The following is a 24516-nucleotide window of genomic DNA, read 5'->3' on the forward strand; positions in this document are numbered from 1 at the left end:
GTTTAGACCATCCAAGGGTTTTCGCGACGCCATACCGTCGGCAGGTGCAGCGCGACACCGTCACGTGCGGCCAGCTCGTCCAGCACCCGGATGGACACGTCCAGGTCATCGCCCGCATATGGCAAGGCCCGCAACGGTTTTGACAACGGTCGGAAGAAGTCGTCCCAGTGGATCAGGATCACCCGGCGTGCGCCCACCGCCTGCACGGTCTCGGCCCAGTAGTCGAGCAGGTAGGACCGCGGCCGCAAACCCAGTTGACCGACCGACAGGTAGACCGCATCGGCGCGCCGCCCGGCCAGCGCGCCTTTGACGAAGCCGGCGCTGCCCTGGATCAGCAACCGCCGATCCGATGGCAGGTGGTGGATCAGCGTCGACCACGACTCGCCGCAGCGGTAGGCCGACGCCTTCACCGGCGGCACCACTGGTGCGTCGATCACGCCGGGGAACCGGTCGGGTGGACAGTGGTGCGATTTCACCAGCGTCACGTCGAAGGCGCCCAACCGAATTGGTTCGCCCGGAACCGCGACGGTCAGGCGGTGCTCCGGCAAGCCGTATCCGCGCCCGACGTTGGCGGCCGACTCGCCCCCGACCAACTGGGCACCGGTGCGGTCGGCGACCAGTGCGGAATCCATCGCGTGGTCGAAGTGGGTGTGCACCGGGATGACCGCCGCCAGCCGCGACACCTTGGCCCGGGCCAGGCAGCCGTCCACGCGCGCCTCCGACGGCGACAGCTTGCCCGCGGCGACCCGCGCCAGGCCGGGGCGGGAGAAGTAGCCGTCGGTCATCAGTGCCGACGAGCCGTCGTCGATCAGCACGGTCGCTACACCCATCCAGGTCGCCGAGAGCCCGCCGGGTTCGGCGGCGGGAGCGTCGAACCGATCCGCATACCGCGCGATATCGGGGCGCCCGAGTTTCAGCCTCATCAGCAGAACGCCCTGATCTCGATACCCGCGGCCTCGAGCTGAGCACGCACCGCGGCGGCGATCTGTACCGCGCCCGGCGAATCACCGTGTACGCATACAGATTCCACGCTCACCGCGATCTGGCTGCCGTCGACCGCGGCGACCTGACCCGAGGTCGCCATGCGCACCACGCGCTGGGCGATCTCCTCGGGGTTGCGCAGCACCGCGTTCGGTTCGCGGCGTGAGACCAGCTGGCCGTCGGGCCGGTAGGCGCGATCGGCGAATGCCTCTGCCACGGTGTGCAATCCGACGCGCTCGGCCTCGTCGAAGAAGGCCGAACCCGCCATGCCGAGCACCGGCAGCGAGGGGTCGGCCAGCTGTACCGCCGCTGCCACCGCCGCGGCCTGTTCACGATGCGTGACGATCGTGTTGTACAGCGCGCCATGGGGTTTGACGTAGCAGACCGCCAAGCCTGCCGCGTGCGCGATCGCCTGCAAGGCGCCGATCTGATACACCACGTCGGCCACCAGATCCTCGGCGGCGACATCGATGAAGCGCCGGCCAAATCCGGCGAGGTCGCGATAGCCGACTTGAGCTCCGATGCGCACGCCGCGCTCGGCGGCCAACCGGCACACCCGTAACAGGCCGGCCGGATCACCCCCGTGGAACCCGCACGCCACGTTCGCGCTCGTGACGATTCCGAGCATGGCGTCGTCGTCGCCCAGGCTCCAGACGCCGAAGCCCTCGCCCAAGTCGGCGTTCAGGTCGATACCGGCCACCTGCCTAGCTTATTGCCCAATCTTGGCAACGATCTGGTCGAGGAGGCTCTCGGCCGCCCGATCGGTGTCCTTGTCGAGCAGGCAGACCCTGCCCTCGACGACGACGGAGCCCTGCACGGCCATCGCGTGCGAGCAGCCCCAGCGGGGGTCCTCCTCCTGGCGCATCGACAATGCGATGCGCGGGCCGAGCACCCGCAAGTCCTGGGTGGGGAAGTAGCTGTGATTGCCGTTGGCGGAGTGAAACCCGTAACGGCGCTGGGCACATCGCCGCCAGTCCTGTTGCGCGCGTTGCAATAACGCCCTGGCGTCGCCTCCGGTGGTGAACGACGTCACCAGCTGGGTGACGTCGGCTTGGACGGCATTGGGCGTGCTGAACTGGTTGCCGCGCATCGCGAGATATCCGCTGTCGGCGTAGACCGTCATGTCGCCCACCGAAGCGAGTCCCAGGCAGGTGCGATCGTCGATGATCTGCGAGGAATCCGAGGTGCCGGTGGCGGTGCCGACCAGCGCCATGTTCGCTCCCCCGGCGAGGGCGACCAGCTGGTCCTGACTCAACAGCAGGCCCTCCAGGGTGGTGGTGGCCATCACCGGCGGAACGGGTCTGGCCGATGAGTCGGTGGTGGTGTGGCTACCGGGTGCGGCCGCCAGCGCGGTCCCGTCGACCATCCTGGTGCAGCCCGCGGTCAGCGTGCAAGCGGCGAACAAGGCGATCGTCCATCGAAGTACCGGGTACATCGCGCGACAAGCTTAAGTGCTGGCCTCCCGCCGTCGTCCCAGCAGCCAGCAGAATAGATAGATCAGAAACGAGATCGTTGCGACGAACACCGACACCGGGACACCGGGCGCCAGCGACAGCACGATCCCGCCCACCGCCGCCACCTCGGCGAAGATCACCGAGGCTGCGATGGCAGCCGCGGGCGAGGCGACCACCCGCGCGGCCGCGGCCGCTGGAGTGATCAGCAACGACATCACCAGCAGGGCGCCGACGATCTGCACGGCCTGGGCGGCCACCACGCCCACCAGCGCCGCGAACACTATGCCCAATGCCTTGACCGGCACGCCGCGGGCGGCCGCGATATCGGGGTCGACGGTGGCGAACAACAGCGGCCGGTAGCACACCGCCAGCACGCCGACGACCAGCAGGCACACCAGTGCCAGTGCCACCAGTCCGGTGTAGCCCACGCCGACGATCTGGCCGGTGAGTAACGCGAAGCTCGTCGTGGTGCGTCCGGGGTAGAGGTAGATGAACAGCACCGCCAGACCCAGCCCGAACGCCAGCACCACCCCGGTCACCGAATCGCGCTCCCGGGCGCGCTGACCGAGCAGGCCGAACAGCGCGGCCGCCACCGCGCTGCCGAGCAAGGCGCCCAGGCCCACTTGAAATCCGACCAGCAACGCGAATGCTGCTCCGGTCAAAGACAATTCGCTGGATCCGTGCACGGCGTACGACATCTGGTGCATCACGATGAACGGGCCGATCAGCCCCGCGACCAGTCCCAGCAGAGCGGCCGCCAGCAGCGCCTGCTGGACGAAGTCGTGGTTCAGCAGGGCGGCGGTGATGTCGAAGGAAAGCAGATGACCCAGTACGTCGGCGAGCTGGTTGTTCATAAGGCGTGCCCGCTGTCGTCGCCGATCACCACGTAGCGGTCGTTGACCTTCACCACCTGAATGTCGGCCCGGTACAACGTGGACAGCGTCTCGGTGTTCATCACCTGCTCGACGCTGCCGATGCGGAAGCGACCGTCGACCAGATACAGCACCCGGTCGACATACGGCAGGATCGTGTTGATCTCGTGCGTCACCACCATGACCGTGGTGTTGGCCTCGCGGCGGCGGCGGTCGATCAGCGCCGCAACCAGTTTGGCGTTGGCCGGGTCCAGTGCCAGCAGCGGTTCGTCGCACAGCAGCAGCATCGGGTCGCTGGCCAACGCCTGCGCGATGCGCACGCGCTGCAACTCCCCACCCGACATCAGCCCCACCCGGACATCGGCCAGCCGGTCGCCGTTGACCTGTGCCAGCGCTTGCCGCACGGCCAGTCGGCGGCGTCGGCGCTCGGCGGCGCGCAACGGCAGGACACCCCAGCGGTTTCCGTCGATGCCAAGGGCGACCAGGTCGCGGCCGAGCAGCATCACGTCCCGGTCGATCGGGCGGTGTTGGGGCACATAGCCGATGGCTCCGTTGCCCGCGGTGACCTCCTTGCCGTCGACGTGGGCGGCTCCCGCACTGAGCAGCAGTTGTCCGAGCAACACCTTCAGGAGCGAGGTCTTGCCGGTACCGTTGGGGCCGAGCACCGCGATGAACTCACCCGGCGACACCGACAGGTCGAGATCGTCCCACAGCACGCGATCGCCGAACGCCAGCCGGGCACCGGTGAGCGAGACGGCGGGAGGCCGCGGATCGGCGGTCTCGACGGCTTGGTCAATGACGGGCATTGTTCCCGCTCGATCGCAATGCGGCCTGCAACGCCTGCACGGTATTGCGTTGCCAGGAAAGGTAATCGGCGCCGTCGGGCAGCGTCTCGGTCACCTGGGTGACCGGCACACCCGCACGTCGGGCGGCATCCTGCAGGCCGCTGATCGCGGGCGTGGCCGTCTGCGGGTTGACCAGCAGCGCCGCGATCTGGTGGCGGTTGACCAGGTCGAAGACGTAGGCCATGTCGGCCGGCGACGGGTCGGTTCCGTTCTCGTTGGCCGACATGAACGCCGGCGGAGTGCGATTGGTCAGGCCCGTGGCTTTGAGCAGGTAGTACGCAACCGGTTCGGTCGCAAGCACCGCGGCGTCGGGATACGTGTCGGCGATGGAGCGTTCGGAAGCCGCGATCGCATCGGCGTCGCGGCCGAACCCGGTGGCGTTGGCCCGATAGTCGTTCGCGTTGTCCGCATCGATTTCGGCGAGCCGGTCGGCGATGGTGGTGGCGACGGCCTTGGCGATGCCGAGGTCGTAGAAGACGTGCTCGTCGGGCTCCCCGCTATCCGCCTTACCGGCGAACGAGTAGGCGTCCACCGACTTGATGTTCGAGTGGCCGTTCAGCACCTGCGTGACCCAGGGGTCGTAGCCACCGCCGTTGTAGACCACCAATCCGGAGTCCATCAGCGACGCGGCGTCCGAGGCGCTGGCCTGATAGGTGTGCGGATCGACAGTGGCGCCGGACAGGATCGATCTGACCTTGACATGCCGTCCGGCGACAAAATCGGCAACGCTTCCCCACACTTCAGTCGAGGCCACCACGCCGGTCCCCGGTTGGTGCGCGGAGCCGGCGACGCCGCACCCGGTGACCACTGCGGCCCCGACCACACACACGGCCAACGCCGTCAGAACGCGCGAACCCTCGCTTGCTTGTGTCATTTCGTCCCATCAGCGCTGCCCGCGGGCGTGATATTCCGGTGGCTGTCCGGAGCGCCGACCCATAATACTAATGAAAATCGTTTCCGTTAGAAAGTGGCAGATCGCGCTGGCTTAGGCACCGGCGAGGACGCGCGGTAGCGTCGGCGAACGTGAGTCCCACCTCGCGCCGACGTGCGACTCTGGCGTCGTTGGCGGCCGAACTCAAGGTGTCCCGCACCACCATCTCGAACGCGTTCAACCGGCCGGACCAACTCTCACCCGACCTCCGCGAACGCGTACTCGCCACGGCCAAGCGGCTGGGCAAGCGGGCCCCGACCCGGTGGCGCGTTCGTTGCGCACCCGCAAGGCCGGTGCGATCGGCTTGTTGATGGCCGAGCCGCTGACGTATTTCTTCAGCGACCCGGCGGCGCGCGACTTCGTCACGGGCGTGGCGCAGTCGTGCGAAGAGCAGGGCCAGGGCCTGTTGCTGGTCGCCGTCGGGCCGAGCCGCAGCCGGGAGGACGGCGAGGCCGCGGTGCTGGCCGCCGGGGTGGACGGTTTCGTGGTCTATTCGGTCCGCGACGACGATCCCTACCTTCAGGTGGTGCTGCAGCGGCGGCTGCCCGTGGTGGTCGTCGACCAGCCCAAGGGGTTATCCGGGGCGTCGCGGGTGGGCATCGACGACCGAGCCGCGATGCGCGAGATCGCCGAATACGTGCTGGGCCTGGAGCATCGCGAGATCGGCCTGCTGACGATGCGACTGGGCCAGGATCGCCGCCAAGGCGTGGCCGACGCAAATCGGTTGCGCTCGTTGACTTTCGACGTGCAGCGCGAACGCATCACCGGCGTATGGGACGCCATGGCCGCCGCCGGTGTAGACCCGGACATGCTGACCGTGGTGGAAAGCTACGAACACCTGCCGGAGTCGGGCGGCGAGGCCGCCAAGGCGGCACTGGAGGCCAATCCGCGGATCACCGCATTGATGTGCACCGCGGACATCTTGGCGCTGTCGGCGATGGATTACCTTCGCGCACATGGCATTTACGTGCCCGGCCAGATCAGCGTCACCGGCTTCGACGGGGTTCCCGAGGCGATCAGCCGCGGCTTGACGACGGTGGCCCAGCCCAGCCTGCGCAAGGGCCGCCGGGCCGGGGAACTGCTGCTCCGCCCGCCACGGTCCGGCCTGCCGGTCGTCGAGCTGCTGGACACCGAGCTGATCCGGGGCCGGACCTCGGGCCCGCCGGTCTAGGCGCCTACCGGCTGGAGTCCTGATCGCCGATCAGCAACCGCACCGCCAGGTCGAGCCGCTTGCTGACGTCGGTCGCCGACGCGCGCCGGGTAAGCCAGGCCAGCAGGTTCGACAACCACACGTCGAAGATCACCCGGGCGATGTGGTACTGGTCCTCGGTCGGTTCGCCGTCACTCATCGCGCGCGCGAACATGCTGTCGATCAGCTTCTCCACCTGGTCGACCTCGCTGGCCGCCGACGCGTCGGCGAACACGTAGGCGCGCGTCATCGCCTCGGTGAGCAGCGGGTTGCGCTGCATCGCCCGGTTGAGCTTGCCGACCATGAAATTCAGCCGCTGGAACGGCGTGCTACCGGCCATCGCGGAGCGGTCGGTTTTCGCGTCGATGCGGCTGAACTCCCGCCCCAGTGCCGACACCAGCAAGTGCACCTTGGACGGGAAGTAGCGGTACAGCGTCCCGACCGCGACATCCGCGCGATCCGCCACCGCGCGCATCTGAACTGCCTCGTAGCCGCCCTTGGTCGCGATCGCCATGGTGGCATCCAAGATGCGTTTGCGACGCTCGCGTTGTGCCTCCGAACCCAGCTCGGATTCGGCCAGTACTGCCATGTTCACGACCTCGCGCGGCTGCGAGTCGGAGGCGTGGCCCGAGTTATCGTTCGCTGACGACATCTGACGGATTGCTCCTCTTTCGGGCGGTTCGTTCGCAAACGATAACCAAGTCGTATGTGAATTTCCCACCTCCATCCCGCCGGGGACAGCGAGCTGTCCTGCTGTAACGGCGTTCGACTTGACGGTCGATCACTGGCACTATTAGAACACGTTCTAGTGGGCCATAGCGCCACTAAATGGTCACGTTGAATCCAGCACCCGGAGGGTCCCAGTGGTAGCGACCGTCACCGACGAACAGTTCGCGGCGCGCGAGTTGGTGCGCGACTGGGCCCGCAACACCACATCCGGGCCGGGCGGGACGGCGGCAATCCGCGAGGTCGAGCAGGGCAATGCGGATGCCTGGCGACCGGTTTTCGCCCGGCTGGCCGACCTGGGCCTGTTCGGAGTGGCCATCGCCGAGGACGCCGGCGGGGCCAGCGGCAGCGTCGAGGATCTGTGCGCGATGGTCGAGGAGGCGGCCAAGGCGTTGGTCCCCGGACCGATCGCGACCACCGCGCTGGCCACCCTGGTTGTCACCGATCCCGACGTGCTGTCGGCGCTCGCCTCCGGTGAGCGCTTCGCCGGTCTGGCGCTCGAGGGCGACGTGCGGTTCGACGGCGGGGTGGCCTCGGGGACGGTCGACTTCGTGCTGGGCGGCGCCGACGGCGGGCTGTTGCTGTTACCCGCCGGCGACACGTTTGTCCTCGTCGACACCACCGGCGACGGCGTGCGGGTGGAACCGTTGCAGGCCGCCGACTTTTCCCGGCCGCTGGCGCGCGTGGTGTTGGCATCGGCCCCGGCGACCCCGATCGCGGAGTCGCGGCGGCGGGTCGAGGAGCTGGCCGCGACCGTGCTGGCCGCCGAAGCGGCGGGGGTCACCCGCTGGTCGCTGACCACCGCGGTCGACTACGCGAAGGTGCGCGAGCAGTTCGGCAAGCCGATCGGCAGCTTCCAGGCCGTCAAGCACCTGTGCGCGGAGATGCTGTGTCGCGCCGAGCAGGTCGAGGTGGCCGCCGCGGACGCGGCCCGCGCCGCCGGCGAGTCTGACGCCGACCAGTTCTCCATCGCCGCCGCGCTGGCCGCCGGCGTCGCGATTGCCGCGGTGAAGGCCAACGTCAAGGACTGCATTCAGGTGCTCGGCGGTATCGGCTGCACCTGGGAGCACGACGCGCATCTGTATCTGCGCCGCGCGCACGCGATCGGCCGGTACCTCGGGGGCGCCGAGCGCTGGTTGCGCCGCATCACCGAGCTGACCCAGGACGGGGTGCGCCGACGGCTGAGCATCGACCTCGCCGAGGTCGAGGGTCAGCGCGCCGAGCTCGCCGCAACCGTCGCCGAGATCGCCGCGCTGCCCGTCGAGAAGCGGCAGGTGGCCCTGGCCGACGCGGGCCTGCAGGCACCGCACTGGCCCAAGCCGTATGGCCGCGCCGCTTCGCCGGCGGAGCAGCTGCTGATCGACCAGGAGCTGGCCGCGGGCGGAGTGGACCGACCCGACCTGGTGATCGGCTGGTGGGCGGCGCCGACGATCCTCGAGCACGGCACCCCCGAGCAGATCGCACAATTCGTGCCGGCCACCATGCGTGGCGAATTCCTTTGGTGCCAGCTGTTTTCCGAGCCGGGAGCCGGCTCCGACCTGGCGTCGCTGCGCACCAAGGCGGTGCGCGGGAACGGCGGCTGGTTGCTGAGCGGGCAGAAGGTGTGGACGTCGGCGGCGCACAAGGCGCGCTGGGGCGTGTGCCTGGCGCGCACCGATCCCGACGCTCCCAAGCACAAGGGCATCACCTACTTCCTGGTCGACATGAAATCGCCCGGCATCGACATCCGGCCGCTGCGCGAGATCACCGGCGACTCGCTGTTCAACGAGGTGTTCCTGGACAACGTCTTCGTGCCCGACGAGATGGTCGTCGGCGCGGTCAACGACGGCTGGCGGCTGGCCCGCACCACGCTGGCCAACGAGCGGGTCGCGATGGCCAACGGCACCGCGCTGGGCAACCCGATGGAAGAGCTGCTCAAGCTGCTGGCGCAGCGGGACCTGGATGTCGCCGAGCAGGACCGGCTGGGGCGGCTGACCATTTTGGCCCAGACCGGCGCGCTGCTGGACCAGCGCATCGCCCAGCTGGCTGTCGGCGGGCAGGATCCGGGCGCGCAATCGAGCGTGCGCAAGCTGATCGGCGTCCGCTACCGGCAGGCGCTGGCCGAATTCACGATGGACGTCGCCGAGGGCGGCGGGCTGGTCGACCGCCGGGCGGACGGCGACCGGGCGGTGTTCGACTTCCTGAACACCCGCTGCCTGACGATCGCCGGCGGCACCGAGCAGATCCTGCTGACCGTGGCCGCCGAGCGGCTGCTCGGCCTGCCCCGCTGAGTCTTCGCCGAGCCTGTGATTTAGCGGCCTCACTCGCATTTTGGCTGCGGAGTTACCGGCTCGGCGCCCAAGCGCTAGGAGAACGTCGTCACGGCGCAGGTGCTCGGCGAGGTGATGTTGACCCCGCTGTACACCACCTGAATGTGGGTGCAGGTGTAGACGGTTTCGTCGGTCTTGGGCTGGCCGGTGCCCCAATCGGTGGAGTCGATACGCCCGGTGGTCTGGTACTTGTCCGGCGGTCCTTCACCGAAGTAGACCGTGGTGATCTCGTCGGTCCCCATCGATTTCATGACCCGCTCGTATTGCCCGTTGGCGTGCGCGTCCAGGTAGGCCATCCGGTTGTTGGACCGGATCTCGGTGGTCTGGCGCGCCCACAGGCCGGGCGGGAAGCCGATCACGCCGCCGTCGGGGGTACGGGTGTCGGCCCCGGCGACGAAGTCGCAATGGCCGTCGAATTTGAAGCAGTTGAGGAACATATGCGTTTCCAGCTGATTCGGGCCGTCCAGCGGGAACAGCGTGGTGGCGGTGTTGCTCGCCGCGCCGGCCCCCGGTGCGGGCAGGAAAGCCAACGCCAGTCCGACGGCGGCCACGCCCGTTGCCAACCGCTTCATCCCGCGCCCTTTCCGTCGAACTCCCGCGACTAATCGTCGTAGGTGACTTCTACCGAATCAGATTCCGGGTGAGATTGACAGGCCAAAATTAGCCCGTCGTCGAGGTCCTGCTGTTCGAGCACGTCGTTGACCTCCATGCTGACTTTGCCGCTTTTCAGCGTGCAGGCACATGCCCCGCAGTGGCCTTCCCGACAGGAGAACGGCGCATCGAGCCCCTTGGCCAGCAGAACGTCGAGCAGTTTCGCGCTGCGTGGCCACGACACCGTGTGCGTCTCGCCGTCCAGTTCGACGATCGCGGTGGCCGGCGGCTGGTCACCCGCATCGGTGTCCTCGATCGTGACCGCGACGAACGGGTCGGAATCTAGCGACTTGAACACCTCGATATGAACCTGTGCCGCAGGCACTTTCAGCGACTCGAGCGCCTGGCGGGCCGCATCCATGAACGGGCCGGGTCCGCAGATGAAGGCGTGCCGATCGGTGAACGGCGCGGCCAGCCTCCCCAGCGCCGCCGTGCTGGGCAGCCCCTGCAGCGACTCCAGCCAGTGCAGCACCGTGAGCCGGTCGGGATACTTGGCCGCCAGCTCGCGCAGCGCCTCGGCGAAGATCACCGAGCTTTCGTCGCGGTTGGCGTAGACCAGCGTCACCTGCCCGGCGCCTTCGGACAGCGCCGACTTGCAGATCGACATGATCGGGGTGATGCCGCTGCCGGCGGCCAGCAGCAGGAAGTCCTGGTCGAGCGTCTTGGGGACGAAGGTGCCCGACGGCGCCAGCACGTGGATCCGCATGCCCGCCTGGGCGTTGTCGCACAGCCAGTTGGACGCGTAGCCGTCGGCGGTCCGTTTGATCGTGACGGTCAACGCGTTGTCGGTGAACGGCGAGCTGCACAGCGAGTAGCAGCGCGCCACCGAGCCGGTGCGATCGCTGGGCACCCGCAACGTGAGGAACTGGCCGGGTGCGTAGCGCAGCCGCTCCGGCGGGATCTCCGGATCGCCCGACGCGTCCGGCACCGCGAACACCAGCGAGCGCGCATCGTCGGTCTCCTCGACGACCTCGGCGATCTGCAGTTCGAGTACGTGGTCGCCGAGTGGCTCGTCCAGATCTGCGTCCGTCAAGACCGCCCTCCCTTCGTAACAACTAGAACATGTTACAGAAAACCCGATTTGTATCGCTACCAGGCGCAGGAATACCCTGCTCGACACAAATCAGAACATGTTCTAGTCTGCTGGGTAAGTCCACTGAGTAAGTCTGGCCCAGGAGGCAAACCTAAGTGACGTCCATTCAACAGCGTGACGCGCAGTCGGTCTTGGCGGGGATCGACGATCTGCTTCCGAAGATCGCCGAGCGCGCCCAGGTGACAGAGGACCTGCGCCGGCTGCCCGACGAGACCGTTGCCGAGCTCGACGAGGTCGGCTTCTTCACACTGCTGCAGCCCGAGCAGTGGGGTGGTCTGCAATGCGACCCCACGCTGTTCTACGAGGCGGTGCGGCGGCTCGCCAGCGCGTGCGGGTCCACCGGCTGGGTGAGCTCGATCATCGGCGTGCACAACTGGCACCTGGCGCTGTTCGACCAGCAAGCCCAGGAGGAGGTCTGGGGCGAGGATCCCAAGACCCGGGTCTCGTCGTCGTACGCCCCGATGGGTGCGGGCGTGGTGACCGACGACGGCTATCTGGTCAACGGATCCTGGAACTGGTCGTCGGGCTGCGACCACGCCACCTGGGCGTTTCTCGGCGGGCCCGTGATCAAGGACGGCCGGCCCGTCGACTTCGGCAGTTTCCTGATCCCGCGCAGCGAGTACCGCATCGACGACGTGTGGCATGTTGTCGGGCTGCGCGGCACCGGCAGCAACACCGTGGTGGTCAAGGACGTCTTCGTGCCCCGGCACCGGTTTCTGTCCTACAAGGCCATGAACGACGGCACCGCCGGCGGGTATCAGACCAACACCGCGCCTGTTTACAAGATGCCTTGGGGCACAATGCATCCCACCACCATTTCGGCTCCGATCGTGGGAATGGCCTACGGGGCGTACGACGCCCACGTCGACCACCAGGGCAAGCGGGTGCGCGCGGCGTTCGCCGGGGAGAAGGCCAAGGACGACCCGTTCGCCAAGGTCCGCATCGCCGAGGCGGCCAGCGACATCGACGCCGCCTGGCGGCAGCTGAGCGGCAACGTCGCCGAAGAATACGCGCTGTTGTCCGCGGGCAAGGAGATCCCGTTCGACCTGCGCGCCCGCGCTCGCCGCGACCAGGTGCGCGCCACCGGGCGTGCGATCGCCTCCATCGATCGGCTGTTCGAGGCGGCCGGTGCCACCGCGTTGATGAATGATCAACCGGTGCAACGGTTCTGGCGCGACGCGCACGCCGGGCGGGTGCACGCGGCCAACGACCCGGAGCGGGCCTACCAGATCTTCGGGAACAACGAGTTCGGGTTGCCGCCGGGCGATACCATGGTCTGATGACGGCGACGGAAGAAATAACCTTCGAATCCACGTCGCGGTTCGCCGAGGTCGACGTCGACGGCCCGCTCAAGCTGCACTACCACGAGGCGGGCTTGGGCCACGAGCAGACGATCGTGCTGCTGCACGGCGGCGGTCCGGGTGCGGCGAGTTGGACCAACTTCTCCCGCAACATCGGCGTGCTGGCGCAGCGGTTTCACGTGCTGGCCGTCGACCAGCCGGGCTACGGCCACTCCGACAAGCGCGCCGAGCACGGGCAGTTCAACCGCTACGCGGCCCGGGCGCTAAAGGGGCTGTTCGACCAGCTGGGCCTGGGACGTGTTCCGCTGGTGGGCAATTCGCTGGGCGGTGGCACCGCGGTGCGCTTCGCGCTGGACTACCCGGTCAAGGCCGGGCGCCTGGTGCTGATGGGCCCGGGCGGGGTGAGCGTGAATCTGTTCGCGCCCGACCCGACCGAGGGTGTCAAGCGGTTGGGCAAGTTCTCCGCCGAGCCCACCCGCGAGAACCTCGAGGCGTTTTTGCGAGTGATGGTCTACGACCAAAAGCTGATCACTCCGGAGTTGGTCGACCAGCGCTTCGCGTTGGCCAGCACACCGGAATCGCTGACGGCGACCCGCGCGATGGGAATGTCGTTCGCCGGAGCGGATTTCGAGCTCGGCATGATGTGGCGCGAGGTGCATCGGCTGCGTCAGCCGGTGTTGCTGATCTGGGGTCGCGAGGATCGGGTCAATCCACTCGACGGCGCGCTGGTCGCACTCAAGACCATCCCGCGTGCGCAGCTCCACGTTTTCGGGCAGTGTGGGCACTGGGCGCAGGTGGAGAAGTTCGACGAGTTCAACAAGCTCACCATCGATTTCCTGGGAGGTGCGTGATGAGCATCCGCTCGCTGGGTTATCTGCGCATCGAGGCCACCGACATGGCGGCCTGGCGTGAATTCGGACTCAAGGTCCTGGGCATGGTCGAGGGCAAGGGTGCGACCGAGGGTGCGCTGTATCTGCGGATGGATGATTTTCCGGCCCGGCTGGTGATTGTGCCCGGCAAGCAGGACCGCCTCATCGAAGCGGGCTGGGAATGCGCGAATGCCGCTGGCCTGCAGGAGATTCGGAACCGGCTCGACGTCGAGGGCACACCCTACAAGGAGGCCACCGCCGCCGAACTGGCTGATCGCCGGGTGGACGAGATGATCCGGTTCTCCGACCCGTCGGGTAACTGCCTCGAGGTCTTCCACGGCGCCGCCCTCGAGCATCGCCGCGTGGTCGGCCCGTACGGGCACAAGTTCGTCACCGAGGAACAGGGCCTCGGTCACGTGGTCCTGACCACCCGTGACGACGAGGAGACGCTGCACTTCTACCGCGATGTGCTGGACTTCAAGCTGCGTGACTCGATGCGGCTGCCACCCCAGGTGGTCGGTCGGCCCGCCGACGGGCCGCCGGCCTGGCTGCGGTTTTTGGGCTGCAACCCGCGTCACCACAGCCTGGCCTTCATGCCGGGGCAGACCCCCAGCGGCATCGTGCACCTGATGGTCGAAGTCGGACAGGCCGACGACGTCGGCCTGTGCCTGGATCGGGCGCTGCGCAAGAAGGTGCCGATGTCGGCCACGCTCGGCCGCCACGTCAACGACCTGATGCTGTCCTTCTACATGAAAAGCCCGGGTGGATTCGACGTCGAATTCGGTTGTGAGGGAAGACAAGTCGAAGACGACGACTGGATCGCCCGGGAGAGCACCGCGATCAGCCTGTGGGGCCACGACTTCAGCGTCGGCTTCAAGGGTTAGTTTTTCACGCCATGACCGCCGCGCCGATCGACCCGCGCACGTTTCGCAACGTGCTCGGTCAGTTCTGCACCGGGATCACGATCATCACCACCGTGCACGACGACGTCCCGATCGGATTCGCCTGCCAGTCCTTCGCGGCATTGTCGCTCGACCCGCCGCTGGTGTTGTTCTGCCCGACCAAGGTGTCGCGGTCGTGGCAGGCCATCGAGGCCAGCGGCCGGTTCTGCGTCAACATGCTCACCGAGGGCCAAAAGCACGTCTCGGCCCGATTCGGATCCAAGGAGCCCGACAATCGCCGGAATCGACTGGCATCCATCGGAGTTCGGCTCGCCGATCATCGACGGCTCGCTTGCCCACATCGACTGCACCGTGGCGTCCGTACACGACGGCGGGGATCACTTCGTGGTGTTCGGCGCCGTGCAGGCACTGTCCGAGGCGCCCAAGATCAAGCCGCGCCCGCTGCTGTTCTACCGCGGCGAATACACCGGCATCGAGCCCGATAAGACGACGCCGGCTCAGTGGCGTGACGACCTGGAAGCGTTCCTGACCACGACGACGCAGGACGCCTGGCTATAGCGCCGGGGCAGCCTTAGGGACGCGGGCCCCAAAGCCGTTTCGTATACGGCGGGCCAAATGTTTGGCTTCGGCGAATTTTGGCAATCTATTCCGCCATGCAAGCACCGGCTGCCCGGGTATCGGTTTCTTTCGCTTCCCCGCAGCTCCGGTGATGGGTTCCCGGTTGCCCGTTGAGGGGGCGGGCCACCGGGCCGATCCGTCGGTACGGATCCCCATATTTGACATATATCAAACAAGCGCGGAAAGTGCTTGCTCGCAGCCGGGGATGAGGCGCTCCGTCGGCGCCATCACATGAAGTCCAGGGCCTCGACCGTCGCGATCGGGCCCTCGTGCGTCGGCCGGTTCGCCCCGCCGATCACATAGACGGTGTTACCCACCGTGGCCACCACCTCGGCATGACGCGGCGTCGGCAACGTGCTCCATTTCCCGTCGGCGATGTCGTACATCTCGACGACGTTGAGCCCCGGGTCGGCTCTTCGCCGCCGACCGCCAAGATTCGGCCGTCGATGTACGTCGCTCCGTAGCTGCGCCGCGGCGTCGGCATGCCCACCAACTTGGTCCATTGGCCAGATTGCGGGTCGAACCGCTCCAGGGCCGCGGAATTCTTGTCCGAGGACAGGAATCGTCCGCCGACGGTGTACACGTAGGTGCCGTCGGAGACCGCCGCCAGGTGTTCGCGCGGGGTGGGCATGTCGGTGGCGTCCTTCCACGAGCTGCCGTCGAAGACCTCGGTCTGCGGAACCAATTGCTTGGCGTTCTGCCCGCCCACCGCGACGAGTTTGTCGCCGACGACCGCGGCGGCCGGTGCCGCGCGGGCGTGGGTCATCGGCGGTAGCTCCACCCAGTTACTGCCGCGCAGGGCGAACACCTTGTTGGACCCGTCGGCGATGTTTTCGCTCGCGCCGCCGAGGATGACCACCTCGCCGCGGAAGGTGGCCGCCGCGGCATGGTGCAGCGGGATCGGCAACGGCGGACCGGTTTCCCAGGCTCCGGTCTTCGGGTCGAAACTCTCGACCGTCTGCAGGGCGGTGCCGTTGCGCAGCCCACCCATGATCCAGACCTTGCCGTTGAGCACCGCCCACGCCATCATCAGCCGGGCGGTCGGCGCGTCCGGCAGCGAGCGCCACTGCGCGACCGGTTGGATCTTGCGGGCCGGCAGTTTCAGCACTTCCGCCGTCGAGATCGGCTGGTTATCGCCGATCGTGCTCGACCCGCCGATCGCGTACACGGACTTCTCGACCGCCGCGACCGCCATGCCGTGCCGCGGGGTGGACATGTCGGGCAGACCGGACCACGTCTTACTCATCAGGTCGAACACCGACACGCTCTTGAGAACTTGCCCGCCGGACACCCCTCCGATCGCCACCAGCCGGCCGTCGGTGATGGCGACGCCGAGATCACTGCGAGCCTGGGGAAGTGCGGGCAACGTCGTCCAGGTCTTGGCGACCAAGTCATACGCCTCGACATTCACCTGGTCGGAGTTCCCGGTGGTGCCCCCGACGGTATAGACGAGCTTCCCGTCGGACGCCGCGGCCAACTGTTGGCGCGGAGTCGGTATCGGCGCGCCGAGGCTCCAGGACGTGCCGTCGAAGACTTCGGTGGTGTTCAGCAGGGCGCCGTTGGCGTCGACGCCGCCCATGACCACCAGGTGGTCGCCCACGACCGCGGCCGCCACTCCCGCGCGGGGCTGCATCAGCCGAGGCATCTCGACCCAGCGACTGTTGATGACCCGCCAAACCTGATCGGTCACAACGGGTTTGGCACCGACGTTCTTGAAACAGCCGAGCACGACCGGGTTGCCCTGCCAGTTGACGGCCATCGCGTCATGCACGGCAACGGGTAGGTCGTCGCCGCCCTTCCAGCTGTCGATGACGGGGTCATAGCCCTCCTGCAACGCCGTGATGGCGCCGTCGCTACGGATCCCGCCGAAAACCCAAATGGTTCCGTCGACCTGCGTCGTCGCCGTCTCCACGACGCGAGACGCGATCGTTGGTGATCGGCTTCCACACCACGGGTGCCTGCGTTGTCGGCATGGCCGCGACGGGCTTCTGGTCCTTGTTGTCCCGTGTCATCCAGAACAGGCCGCCGACGACCAACAGCACGACCACGAGAGCGCCAGCGACGATCGCGACCCGATTGCGCTTCTTGCCCGGCTCGGCGAACCACTCCCGAACCTTGACCAGGAGCGGCTTACGCCAGGACGGCGACACCGCACCGGACGACGGCGGCTGGCGGGGACCGTCGGGCGGGCTCATTCCGGGGCCGCCGCTCGCCGGTGCCGAAGCACCAAGGTGCGCTTGGGTTTCCGCGGTGTATCCGCCGCGCAAGATGCTGGCCGCTTCGGAGAACTCGTCCTGACCGGGAGGCCCGGGCCGCAGGCGGGGCGAAGCGCCCCCAATGACGCCCCCGACCGCCTGGGTGGGCCCCGGGTCTACCGGTCGGCCCGCTCCCGGAACGGTCGACGTCGTCTGGTCCGGTGCCGGCGCGATCACAGCACCGGAAGCTTTCGAAGTTTGTCCGTCGGCGGCCGGCGGCGGCGTGCGTCCGGATTCGGGTGCGACGCTGGTGATCGCCATCGAATCCGGTCGTAAACCGCTGAGCTTCTGGGCGGCCTGCAACTCGCGGCCGAACTCCGCCGCGGACGCGGGCCGTTGCGCCGGATCGATCGCCATCGCATGCTCGATCGCCGCGCACACCGCCTCCGGGATTCCTTCCGGACGCATATCGGGAATTCGTGTCGTGCTGATTCGCAGATACTGGGCGACGAGGTCCTCGTCGTTCTTGCGTTCGTGCGCCGCGGCGCCGGCGATCAGCGCATAGATCGTGGCGCCCAGCGAGTAGAGGTCGGACGCGACCGTGGCCGGCTTACCGGTCATGACCTCCGGTGCGGTGTAGTCGATTGTGCCGGAGAAGAATCCGGTGGCCGTTTCGTAGCCACCCTCGATGTGAACGATCCCGAAGTCGCTCAGCAGCGGCTCGCCGTAGTCGCTGACGAGCACGTTGGCGGGCTTGATGTCGCGGTGCAACGTGCCGCTTCGGTGGGCGGTTTCCAGTGCGCCGCAGAGCTTTACGGCGATCCGCAATGCTTCGGGCCAGGCGATCGGCCCTTCGCGACGCAGCCGGACCGCCAGGGAATCGGAGGACATGTACGGCATCACGATGTAGGGTTGGCCACTTTCGGTCACGCCGACCCGCAGGATGTTGACGATGTTCGGGTGACCCGAGAGCCCGCCCATCGCATAGCCTTCGCGCAGAAATCGCTCGCGGCTCTCGTCGTCGATATGCGACGGCAACACCTTGATCGCGACATTGCGCCCCAGTGCCGTCTCGTAGGCGCAATAGATCACCCCGGCGCCACCCCTGGCGACTTGGCGCGCGTCCTCGAATCCAGCGTCGGACAATTCAGCGATGATGCCGCTGGGCGGCGGCGCGTCGTTGGCGGACCCCTCACCCAATATTCTTGGCGCTCAACTTCCCGCGATTGTCGAATTCGCGAGCTCAAGAGTATCGCTACGTGCCTGCTCGGGGACATGATTCGGGCATGATCAATCCAAGCGGGACGCCACGATTGCCCTGTTCGTGTGCGGAAAACACCGGCAAAGGTGTTCTGAGCAGCCGCCCTAGCTGAAATCGAGGGCCTCGACCGTCGCGACGGCACCCTCTTGGCCGGGGCGACTGGCGCCGCCGATGACGTAGACGGTATTGTCGACCGCGGCCACCACCTCGGCGTGACGAGGGGTCGGCAGCGGCGGCAGCACACTCCATTTTGCGACGGTGATGTCGTACATCTCGCCCACATTCAGCACCGTCGACGGCTCTGCGCCGCCGACCGCGACGATCCGGCCGTCGATGTAGGTGGCGTCGTAGCTGCCGCGCGGTGTCGGCATGCCCGCCAGCTTGGCCCATGTTCCCTGCTCGAGGTCGAAGCGTTCCACCGCGGCGGAGTTCTGGTCGGGCGAAAGCATCCTGCCGCCGAGTGCGTAGACATAGGTGCCATCCGACACCGCGGCAAGATCTTCACGCGGGGTCGGCAGCTGGGCGGCTTCCTTCCAGGAAGTGCCGTCGAAAATCTCGGTCTGCCCGACGAGTTGCTTGCCGTTCTGCCCGCCGACCACCACCAGTTTGTCGCCGACGACCGCCGCGGCCGCTGCCGCACGGGCGTGCGTGAGCGGCGGCAGCTCCACCCAGTTGCCACCGCGCAGGGCGAACACTTTGGCAGACCCGCCGTCGATGTTGGCGCCTGTGTCGCCGAGCACAACGACCTCGCCGCGATAGGCCGCCGCGGCCGCGTGGTGCAGCGGGACCGGCAACGCGGGCGCGGTTTCCCAGATGCCGGCGTGCAACTCGTAGCTCTCAACCGTTTGCAGCGCAACGCCGTTGCGCAGGCCACCCACGACCCACACCTTGTTGTTCAGCACGGCCGAGGCCGCCGCCAGCCTGGCCGTCGGCGCGTCCGGTAAGGAACGCCACGACGGTGCCGGCTGGGTCTTGCGGGCCGGTAGTTTGAGTGTCTCGGCCGACGTGACGGCTTGTTCATCCCCGATGGTCGTCGAGCCGCCGACCGCGTACACCGACCGCTCCACCGAGGCGACCGCCATGCCGTGCCGTGTGGTCGCCATGTCCGGCAGACCGGACCAGGTTTTGGTCACCAGATCGAAGGTCGAAACGCTCTTGAGGACCTGGCCCGCCGACACGCCCCCGAGAGCCACCAGCCGCCCATCCGCGACGGTGGCGCCGAGTCCGCTGCGAGCTTTTGGCAACGCGGGCAACGTCGTCCAGGTTTTGGCAGCCGGGTCATAGGCCTCGACCGTCGCCAGGTCGGCCCCGTTCGTTCCGCCGACCGCGTACACCAGCCTTCCGTCCGAGGCCGCGGCCAGCATCTGTCGTGGAGTCGGCAGCGGGCCGCCCAGCGTCCACGCCTTGCCGTCGAACACCTCGGTGGTGTTCAGCAGGGCACCGTTCGCGTCGACACCACCGGTGACCACGATTCGGTCGCCCGCGACCGCCGCCGCGGCGGCCGCTCTGGGTTGCAGCAGGTGCGGCAACTCGACCCAGTGGCCGTTAACCATCCGCCAAACCTAGTCTGTTGCAACGTTTTTACCGTCATCAGTCATCCAGCCGCCGAGTACCACCGAGCTGCCCTGCCAGGTAACCGCCATCGCATGCGAAACCCCGACCGGGAGATCGTCCCCGCGTTTCCATTCGTCGATGGCCGGGTCGTAACCCTCCTGTCGTGCGGTGGTGGTGCCGTCGCTGCGAATTCCGCCGAAAACCCAAATGGTGGCGTCGACTTGTGTCGTTGCCGCCGCATAGCGCGCCACCCGCGCCTCCGCGATCGGCGTCCACTGAACCACCTGCTGCGCTGGGTGCGTCGCGGGCTGCTGGGTACTGGCGGTGTTCTTCTTGGTGTCCCCACCGAACGTTGGTGTCCCCACCGAACGGCAGTATGGCGTAGACGATGCCGGCGACCAGCACGGCGACCAGGGCGGCCGCGCCGGCGGCCAACCCGATGCGGTAGCGCTTGCGTCCCGGTTCCGAGAACTACCCAGCCGCCCGCGCCCACAGCGGTGGCTTTTTGCCGCCGGCACCGGGATCGGGCGAAGCCCCGCTGCCATCGTCTTTATGCGCAGACTCGATTTCCGGCTGCACCTCGGCGTCGTAGACGGCGCGCAATACCGGTGCGGCGTCTGAAAACTCGCGCTGGATAGCGGATTCCGACGCGCCGGTGAGCTGCTGCGCGGATTCCCGGACCAGGGTGGCCGGGGCGGTGGATGCTATCCGTGCGCTGTCGTCGCCGGTGGTCAATTGGGCGATCTTCGCGGCCGCCTCCCGTATCGACTGCCGCCCCGAGTCGGTGATCGCCATCGCATCCGCCGGCAGGCCGTTGCAGCGCTGCGCGGCTTGGAACTCGCGGCCCAATTCCGCCGCGGATGCGGGCCGGTCCGCCGGATCCACCGCCATCGCACTCTCGATTGCCGCACACACCGAGTCGGGGACCCCGCTGTCACGCAGATCGGGGACCTTGGTGGTACTCATGCGCAGGTACTGAGCGACGAGGTCTTCGCTCGCCAGCCGCTCGTAGGGGGCGGTTCCGGCGATCAGGGTGTAGATCGTGGCGCCGAGCGAATAAACGTCGGAGGCCACCGTCGCCGGATTGCCGGCCAGCGACTTCGGTGGTGTGTAGTCGATTGTGCCGGAGAAGAATCCGCTGGTCGTTTCGTACCCGCCCTCGATATGGGCGATTCCGAAGTCGGCCAATTGTGGTTCGCCGTAATCGTTGACAAGCACGTTCGCGGGCTTGATGTCGCGGTGAAAAATGCCGGTCTTGTGCGCGGTTTCCAGTGCCCCACACAGCTTTACACCGATACACATCGCCTCCGGCCAAGGGATGCGGCCCTCGCGGCGCAGCCGCACCGCCAGGGAATCCTCGGCGCAGTAAGGCATCACGATGTAGGGCCGGCCACTCGGGGTGATGCCGACCCGCAAGATGTTGAGGATGTTCGGATGCCCCGAGAGCCCGCCCATCGCGTAACCCTCACGCAGAAAGCGTTCCCGGCTCTCTTCGTCGAAACTCGCCGGCATCACCTTGATCGCGACCATGCGGCCCAACGCGGTCTCGCGGCAGCGGTACACCACCCCGGCACCGCCCTTGCCGACCTGGCGAGCATTGTCGAATCCGGCCTCGGCCAACTCCTCTGGCAGCCCCCTCACTGCCGATGCCTGGCCTTCGGTCTTGGGTGCATCAGCCACAGCGGCCAACCTCCTGCATGAGTGCGACTCGCGGGCTCAAGCGTAACCAAACTCCCGTCCTTCGCGCGCTGTCAGCGGAACGCTCACGCAGAGTTCAGAGTTTGATCCAAACTCGTTCTGTCACCTTGGGTTTCCTGTTAGTTAACCCTCGGCCAGAATGGAGCCATGACACTGGATCTGAGCGCGTACTTCGACCGCATCAACTATCGCGGTGCCGTCGAGCCGACCCTCGACGTGCTGCAAGCTCTGATGACCGCGCATACCCGGACCATCCCGTTCGAGAATCTCGATCCGATGATGGGGGTGCCGGTCGACGACCTGGGTCCGGCCGCCCTGTTCGACAAGCTGGTCCACCGGCGCCGAGGCGGCTACTGCTACGAGCAAAACGGTCTGATGGGCTATGTATTGGCCGAACTCGGCTTCCGGGTGCGCCGACTGACCGGCCGGGTGATCTGGATGCTGCCGCCCGACGCACCGGTGCCGGCTCAAACGCACACCACGCTGGCGGTGACGTTCCCCGGTTCGCAGGGCTCCTATCTGGTCGACGTCGGCTTCGGCGGCCAGACCCTGACGTCTCCGATTCGCTTCGAGATCGGCAACGTCCAGCAGACCACGCATGAGCCCTACCGGCTCGAGGATCGCGGCGACGGCCTGGTGCTGCAGGCCCAGGTCCGCGATGAGTGGCAGTCGCTTTACGAATTCACCACCCATAGCCGACCGCAGATCGATCTGCGGATGGGCAGCTGGTACGTCTCGACAAACCCCGCCTCGCACTTCGTGACCGGCCTGATGGCGGCCCTGGTGAGCGACGACGCCCGGATCAACCTGTCCGGGCGCAACCTGGCCATCCACCGCGCCGGCGGGACCGAAAAGGTCGTTCTCGACGACGCGGCCGCGGTGGTCGATGCCCTGAGCGGCCGGTTCGGAATCAACATCGACGACGTCGGCGAGCGCGGCCGGCTCGAGGCGCGCATCGCCGATATCTGCGGCAATTGAGCGGCCAAATCTCCCGCGCGCGCAGTTTGCAAGGAACTTTTCACCGGCGGTTCCGGCGAGCGAAAAGCGGGTGCTCGAAATGGCCGTCCGGCAAATGAGGCCGCACCGTCCTGGCGGTATCACCGGGGCCGCGAGCAGTAACAATGCACCGATAGCGGCCTGATCGTGACCTCCGCCATAGCGAGCCGGTGCGGCGAATAGCACACGCGCCTATTGATCTGTCCTACCGTGAGTCGGGATCTTTGTTAGGACGATGTTGTGCCCAGTTCGGGCGATGCGGACTCTCTCGCTTCCCACGAGCTCGCAATCGTCGTGCCCGAAGGCCTGACGCTGACGTCCTACTTCGACAAGAACCGTGCCGAGCATGGGGACAGCCCGGCATACCGCTTCCTCGACTACTCGCAGGAACCGGATGGCCGGGCGGTAGTGCTCAGCTGGAACGAACTGTGGACCCGGGTGTGCTCGATCGGCGCCCGCCTGCAGTAGGTCACCAAGCCGGGGGAGCGGGTGGCGATTCTTGCGCCACAGGGCCTCGACTACGTGGCGGCGTTCTTCGGCAGTGTCTATGCAGGCAATATCGCGGTCCCGCTGTTCGCGCCCACGATGTCCGGACACGCCGAGCGACTGGCCGCGGTGCTGGCCGATGCGCAGCCCTCCGCGGTATTGACCACGACCAGCGTTTCCGAGTCGGTGCGCACGTTCATCCGGACGCTGGCGCCCAAGGAGCGCCCACGGATGATCGCGGTGGACGCGTTGCCGGACACCCTTGGATCGATGTTTGCCGGGGCGAACCTGAACACCGACGACATCGCTTACCTGCAATACACGTCGGGCTCGACGCGCTCACCGGCCGGTGTGGAGATCACCCATCGGTCGGTCTATACCAACGCGATGCAGATGGTCATGAGCGATGGGCTGGACGTGGACGTGCGGACCGTGAGCTGGCTGCCCCTGTTCCACGACATGGGCCTGATGATGATCATGTTCACGGCGTTTTTCGGGGCGCACGTCACGATCATGGATCCGATGGCGTTTCTGCGCCGGCCTTACCGCTGGATCAAGCAATTGGGCATCGAGTCGACCTACGGCCGCACCTTCGCGGCGGCGCCGAACTTCGCCTTCGAACTGACGTCCGAGCGCGGCCTGCCGTCCGCGGGTGAAACCCTGGACCTCAGCAACCACGTCTGCATTCTGAACGGGTCCGAGCCCGTCACGATGACAGCGATCGAGAAGTTCACCAAAGCGTTTGCTCCCTACGGCCTGCCGGCGAACGCGGTCAAGCCGTCCTACGGGATGGCGGAAGCGACCTTGTCGGTGGCCAGCATCTCCAGGAGGCCGCGGCCAGTGTCCGTCTACCTCGACCGCGAACAGCTCGGCGCCGGCCACGCGGTGATCGTCTCGCCCGAGGATCCCAACGCCGTCGCGCAGGTTTCCTGCGGGCAGCCGATCCCCGATCAGTGGGCGGTGATCGCCGACCCCGACGGTGCCGAGGTGCCGGACGGCACCGTGGGCGAAATCTGGTTGCATGGCGTCAACATCGGCCGCGGCTACTTCGGGCGCGAGGACGAGACCCGACGCGTGTTCGGCAACAAGCTGCAGTCCCGGCTCCCGCGCGGCAGCCACGCCGCGGGCGCCGCCGACAACGTCTGCTGGTTGGTGACCGGCGATCTCGGCGTCTACTTGGACGGCGAGCTGTACCTGACCGGCCGGATCAAGGACTTGATCATCATCGACGGCCGCAACCACTATCCGTTCGACATCGAGACGACGGTCAGCGACTCTTCGCCGGCCATCCGTACCGGCTATGTCGCCGCCTTCTCCGTGCCGGCCGATCTGCTCGGATCTTCCGAAAACGGCTCCGGCGAGCAGCTGGTGATTGTGGCCGAGCGGGCCGCGGGTGCGGGCCGTACCGATCTGAGTTCGATCGCCGACATCGTGCGCGCGGCCGTTTCGCGTAACCACCAGGTCCGCGTCGCCGATGTGCGACTCGTCGCCGCCGGCACCATTCCCCGTACCACCAGCGGCAAGCTCGCCCGCAATGCTGCGCGGGCCGGGTACCTCGCGGGCAAGTTCAACCGCTGAGCCGCAT

At 67.3% G+C, this 24516-nt stretch carries 14 protein-coding genes and 5 pseudogenes; 8 read left to right on the forward strand and 11 right to left on the reverse strand.

From position 1 onward, the window contains the following. Positions 1-2: 2 nt before the first annotated feature. From T428_RS0112785 to T428_RS0112810, 6 genes are read right to left on the reverse strand one after another with little or no spacing between them, the layout of a single operon-like run. Positions 3-923, reverse strand: coding sequence for an MBL fold metallo-hydrolase (locus T428_RS0112785; protein ID WP_025736790.1), 921 nt, complete (start codon positions 921-923; stop codon positions 3-5). Continuing rightward, a complete protein-coding gene (locus tag T428_RS0112790) occupies positions 923-1681 on the reverse strand; it encodes a LamB/YcsF family protein (protein WP_025736791.1) in 759 nt (252 codons plus the stop codon). The genes T428_RS0112785 and T428_RS0112790 overlap by 1 nt, the downstream gene beginning before the upstream one ends. A gap of 9 nt (positions 1682-1690) precedes the next feature. Then, positions 1691-2416 (reverse strand): sensor domain-containing protein, encoded by a 726-nt coding sequence (locus tag T428_RS0112795; RefSeq protein WP_025736792.1) that lies wholly within the window; start codon positions 2414-2416, stop codon positions 1691-1693. Positions 2417-2428: 12 nt separating this feature from the next. Continuing rightward, entirely contained in the window at positions 2429-3289 is an 861-nt protein-coding gene (locus T428_RS0112800; protein ID WP_025736793.1) for a metal ABC transporter permease, read from the reverse strand. Next, on the reverse strand, positions 3286-4113 hold the full coding sequence (locus tag T428_RS0112805; RefSeq protein WP_036467962.1) for a metal ABC transporter ATP-binding protein: 828 nt from the start codon (positions 4111-4113) through the stop codon (positions 3286-3288). The genes T428_RS0112800 and T428_RS0112805 overlap by 4 nt, the downstream gene beginning before the upstream one ends. Then, positions 4100-5026, reverse strand: a complete 927-nt coding sequence (locus tag T428_RS0112810; protein WP_025736795.1) for a metal ABC transporter solute-binding protein, Zn/Mn family — start codon at positions 5024-5026, stop codon at positions 4100-4102. The genes T428_RS0112805 and T428_RS0112810 overlap by 14 nt, the downstream gene beginning before the upstream one ends. Before the next feature lie 149 nt (positions 5027-5175). Between T428_RS0112810 and T428_RS27740 the strand changes: the two are divergent. Beyond that, a pseudogene (locus tag T428_RS27740) lies at positions 5176-6254 on the forward strand (Rv3575c family transcriptional regulator). 4 nt (positions 6255-6258) lie between these two features. On the opposite strand, the gene kstR reads toward T428_RS27740, so the two are convergent. Further along, positions 6259-6861 (reverse strand): cholesterol catabolism transcriptional regulator KstR, encoded by a 603-nt coding sequence (gene kstR / locus T428_RS0112820; protein WP_025736796.1) that lies wholly within the window; start codon positions 6859-6861, stop codon positions 6259-6261. A 274-nt stretch (positions 6862-7135) separates the two neighbouring features. On the opposite strand from kstR, the gene T428_RS0112825 reads away from it, so the two are divergent. Continuing rightward, the gene (locus T428_RS0112825; protein WP_025736797.1) at positions 7136-9268 is read left to right on the forward strand and encodes an acyl-CoA dehydrogenase family protein; all 2133 of its coding nucleotides are present in this window, start codon (positions 7136-7138) and stop codon (positions 9266-9268) included. A 74-nt stretch (positions 9269-9342) separates the two neighbouring features. Here the strand turns inward: T428_RS0112825 and T428_RS0112830 are convergent, their stop codons facing one another. Both T428_RS0112830 and T428_RS0112835 read right to left on the reverse strand, forming a co-directional pair. Then, positions 9343-9879, reverse strand: coding sequence for a hypothetical protein (locus tag T428_RS0112830; protein WP_025736799.1), 537 nt, complete (start codon positions 9877-9879; stop codon positions 9343-9345). A gap of 29 nt (positions 9880-9908) precedes the next feature. Beyond that, positions 9909-10991 (reverse strand): ferredoxin--NADP reductase, encoded by a 1083-nt coding sequence (locus tag T428_RS0112835; RefSeq protein WP_025736800.1) that lies wholly within the window; start codon positions 10989-10991, stop codon positions 9909-9911. A gap of 155 nt (positions 10992-11146) precedes the next feature. Here T428_RS0112835 and hsaA point away from each other — a divergent pair, with 155 nt between their 5' ends. The 4 genes and pseudogenes from hsaA (at position 11147) to hsaB (ending at position 14681) form a co-directional block, all read left to right on the forward strand. After that, the gene (gene hsaA / locus T428_RS0112840) at positions 11147-12331 is read left to right on the forward strand and encodes a 3-hydroxy-9,10-secoandrosta-1,3,5(10)-triene-9,17-dione monooxygenase oxygenase subunit (RefSeq protein ID WP_025736801.1); all 1185 of its coding nucleotides are present in this window, start codon (positions 11147-11149) and stop codon (positions 12329-12331) included. Continuing rightward, a complete protein-coding gene (hsaD, locus tag T428_RS0112845; protein ID WP_025736802.1) occupies positions 12331-13203 on the forward strand; it encodes a 4,5:9,10-diseco-3-hydroxy-5,9,17-trioxoandrosta-1(10),2-diene-4-oate hydrolase in 873 nt (290 codons plus the stop codon). Before hsaA ends, hsaD begins: the two co-directional genes overlap by 1 nt. Next, complete coding sequence (gene hsaC, locus T428_RS0112850; RefSeq protein ID WP_025736803.1) at positions 13203-14105, forward strand: iron-dependent extradiol dioxygenase HsaC; 903 nt, start codon at positions 13203-13205, stop codon at positions 14103-14105. The genes hsaD and hsaC overlap by 1 nt, the downstream gene beginning before the upstream one ends. Positions 14106-14116: 11 nt before the next feature. Next, positions 14117-14681 (forward strand): annotated as a pseudogene (gene hsaB / locus T428_RS27745) (3-hydroxy-9,10-secoandrosta-1,3,5(10)-triene-9,17-dione monooxygenase reductase subunit). A gap of 287 nt (positions 14682-14968) precedes the next feature. Here hsaB and T428_RS27750 read toward each other — a convergent pair. Both T428_RS27750 and T428_RS34510 read right to left on the reverse strand, forming a co-directional pair. Beyond that, positions 14969-18139 (reverse strand): annotated as a pseudogene (locus T428_RS27750) (Kelch repeat-containing protein). A 162-nt stretch (positions 18140-18301) separates the two neighbouring features. Then, positions 18302-21431, reverse strand: a pseudogene (locus T428_RS34510) (Kelch repeat-containing protein). A 165-nt stretch (positions 21432-21596) separates the two neighbouring features. Between T428_RS34510 and T428_RS0112870 the strand changes: the two are divergent. Then, positions 21597-22427 carry an arylamine N-acetyltransferase family protein gene (locus T428_RS0112870; protein ID WP_025736804.1) on the forward strand — a complete coding sequence of 277 codons (831 nt, stop codon included), beginning with the start codon at positions 21597-21599 and terminating at the stop codon, positions 22425-22427. Between the two features lie 258 nt (positions 22428-22685). Next, positions 22686-24509: pseudogene (locus tag T428_RS27765) on the forward strand (fatty acyl-AMP ligase). Positions 24510-24516: the final 7 nt, after the last annotated feature.

The organism is Mycobacterium genavense ATCC 51234, from assembly GCF_000526915.1.
Taxonomy (GTDB): Bacteria; Actinomycetota; Actinomycetes; order Mycobacteriales; family Mycobacteriaceae; genus Mycobacterium; species Mycobacterium genavense.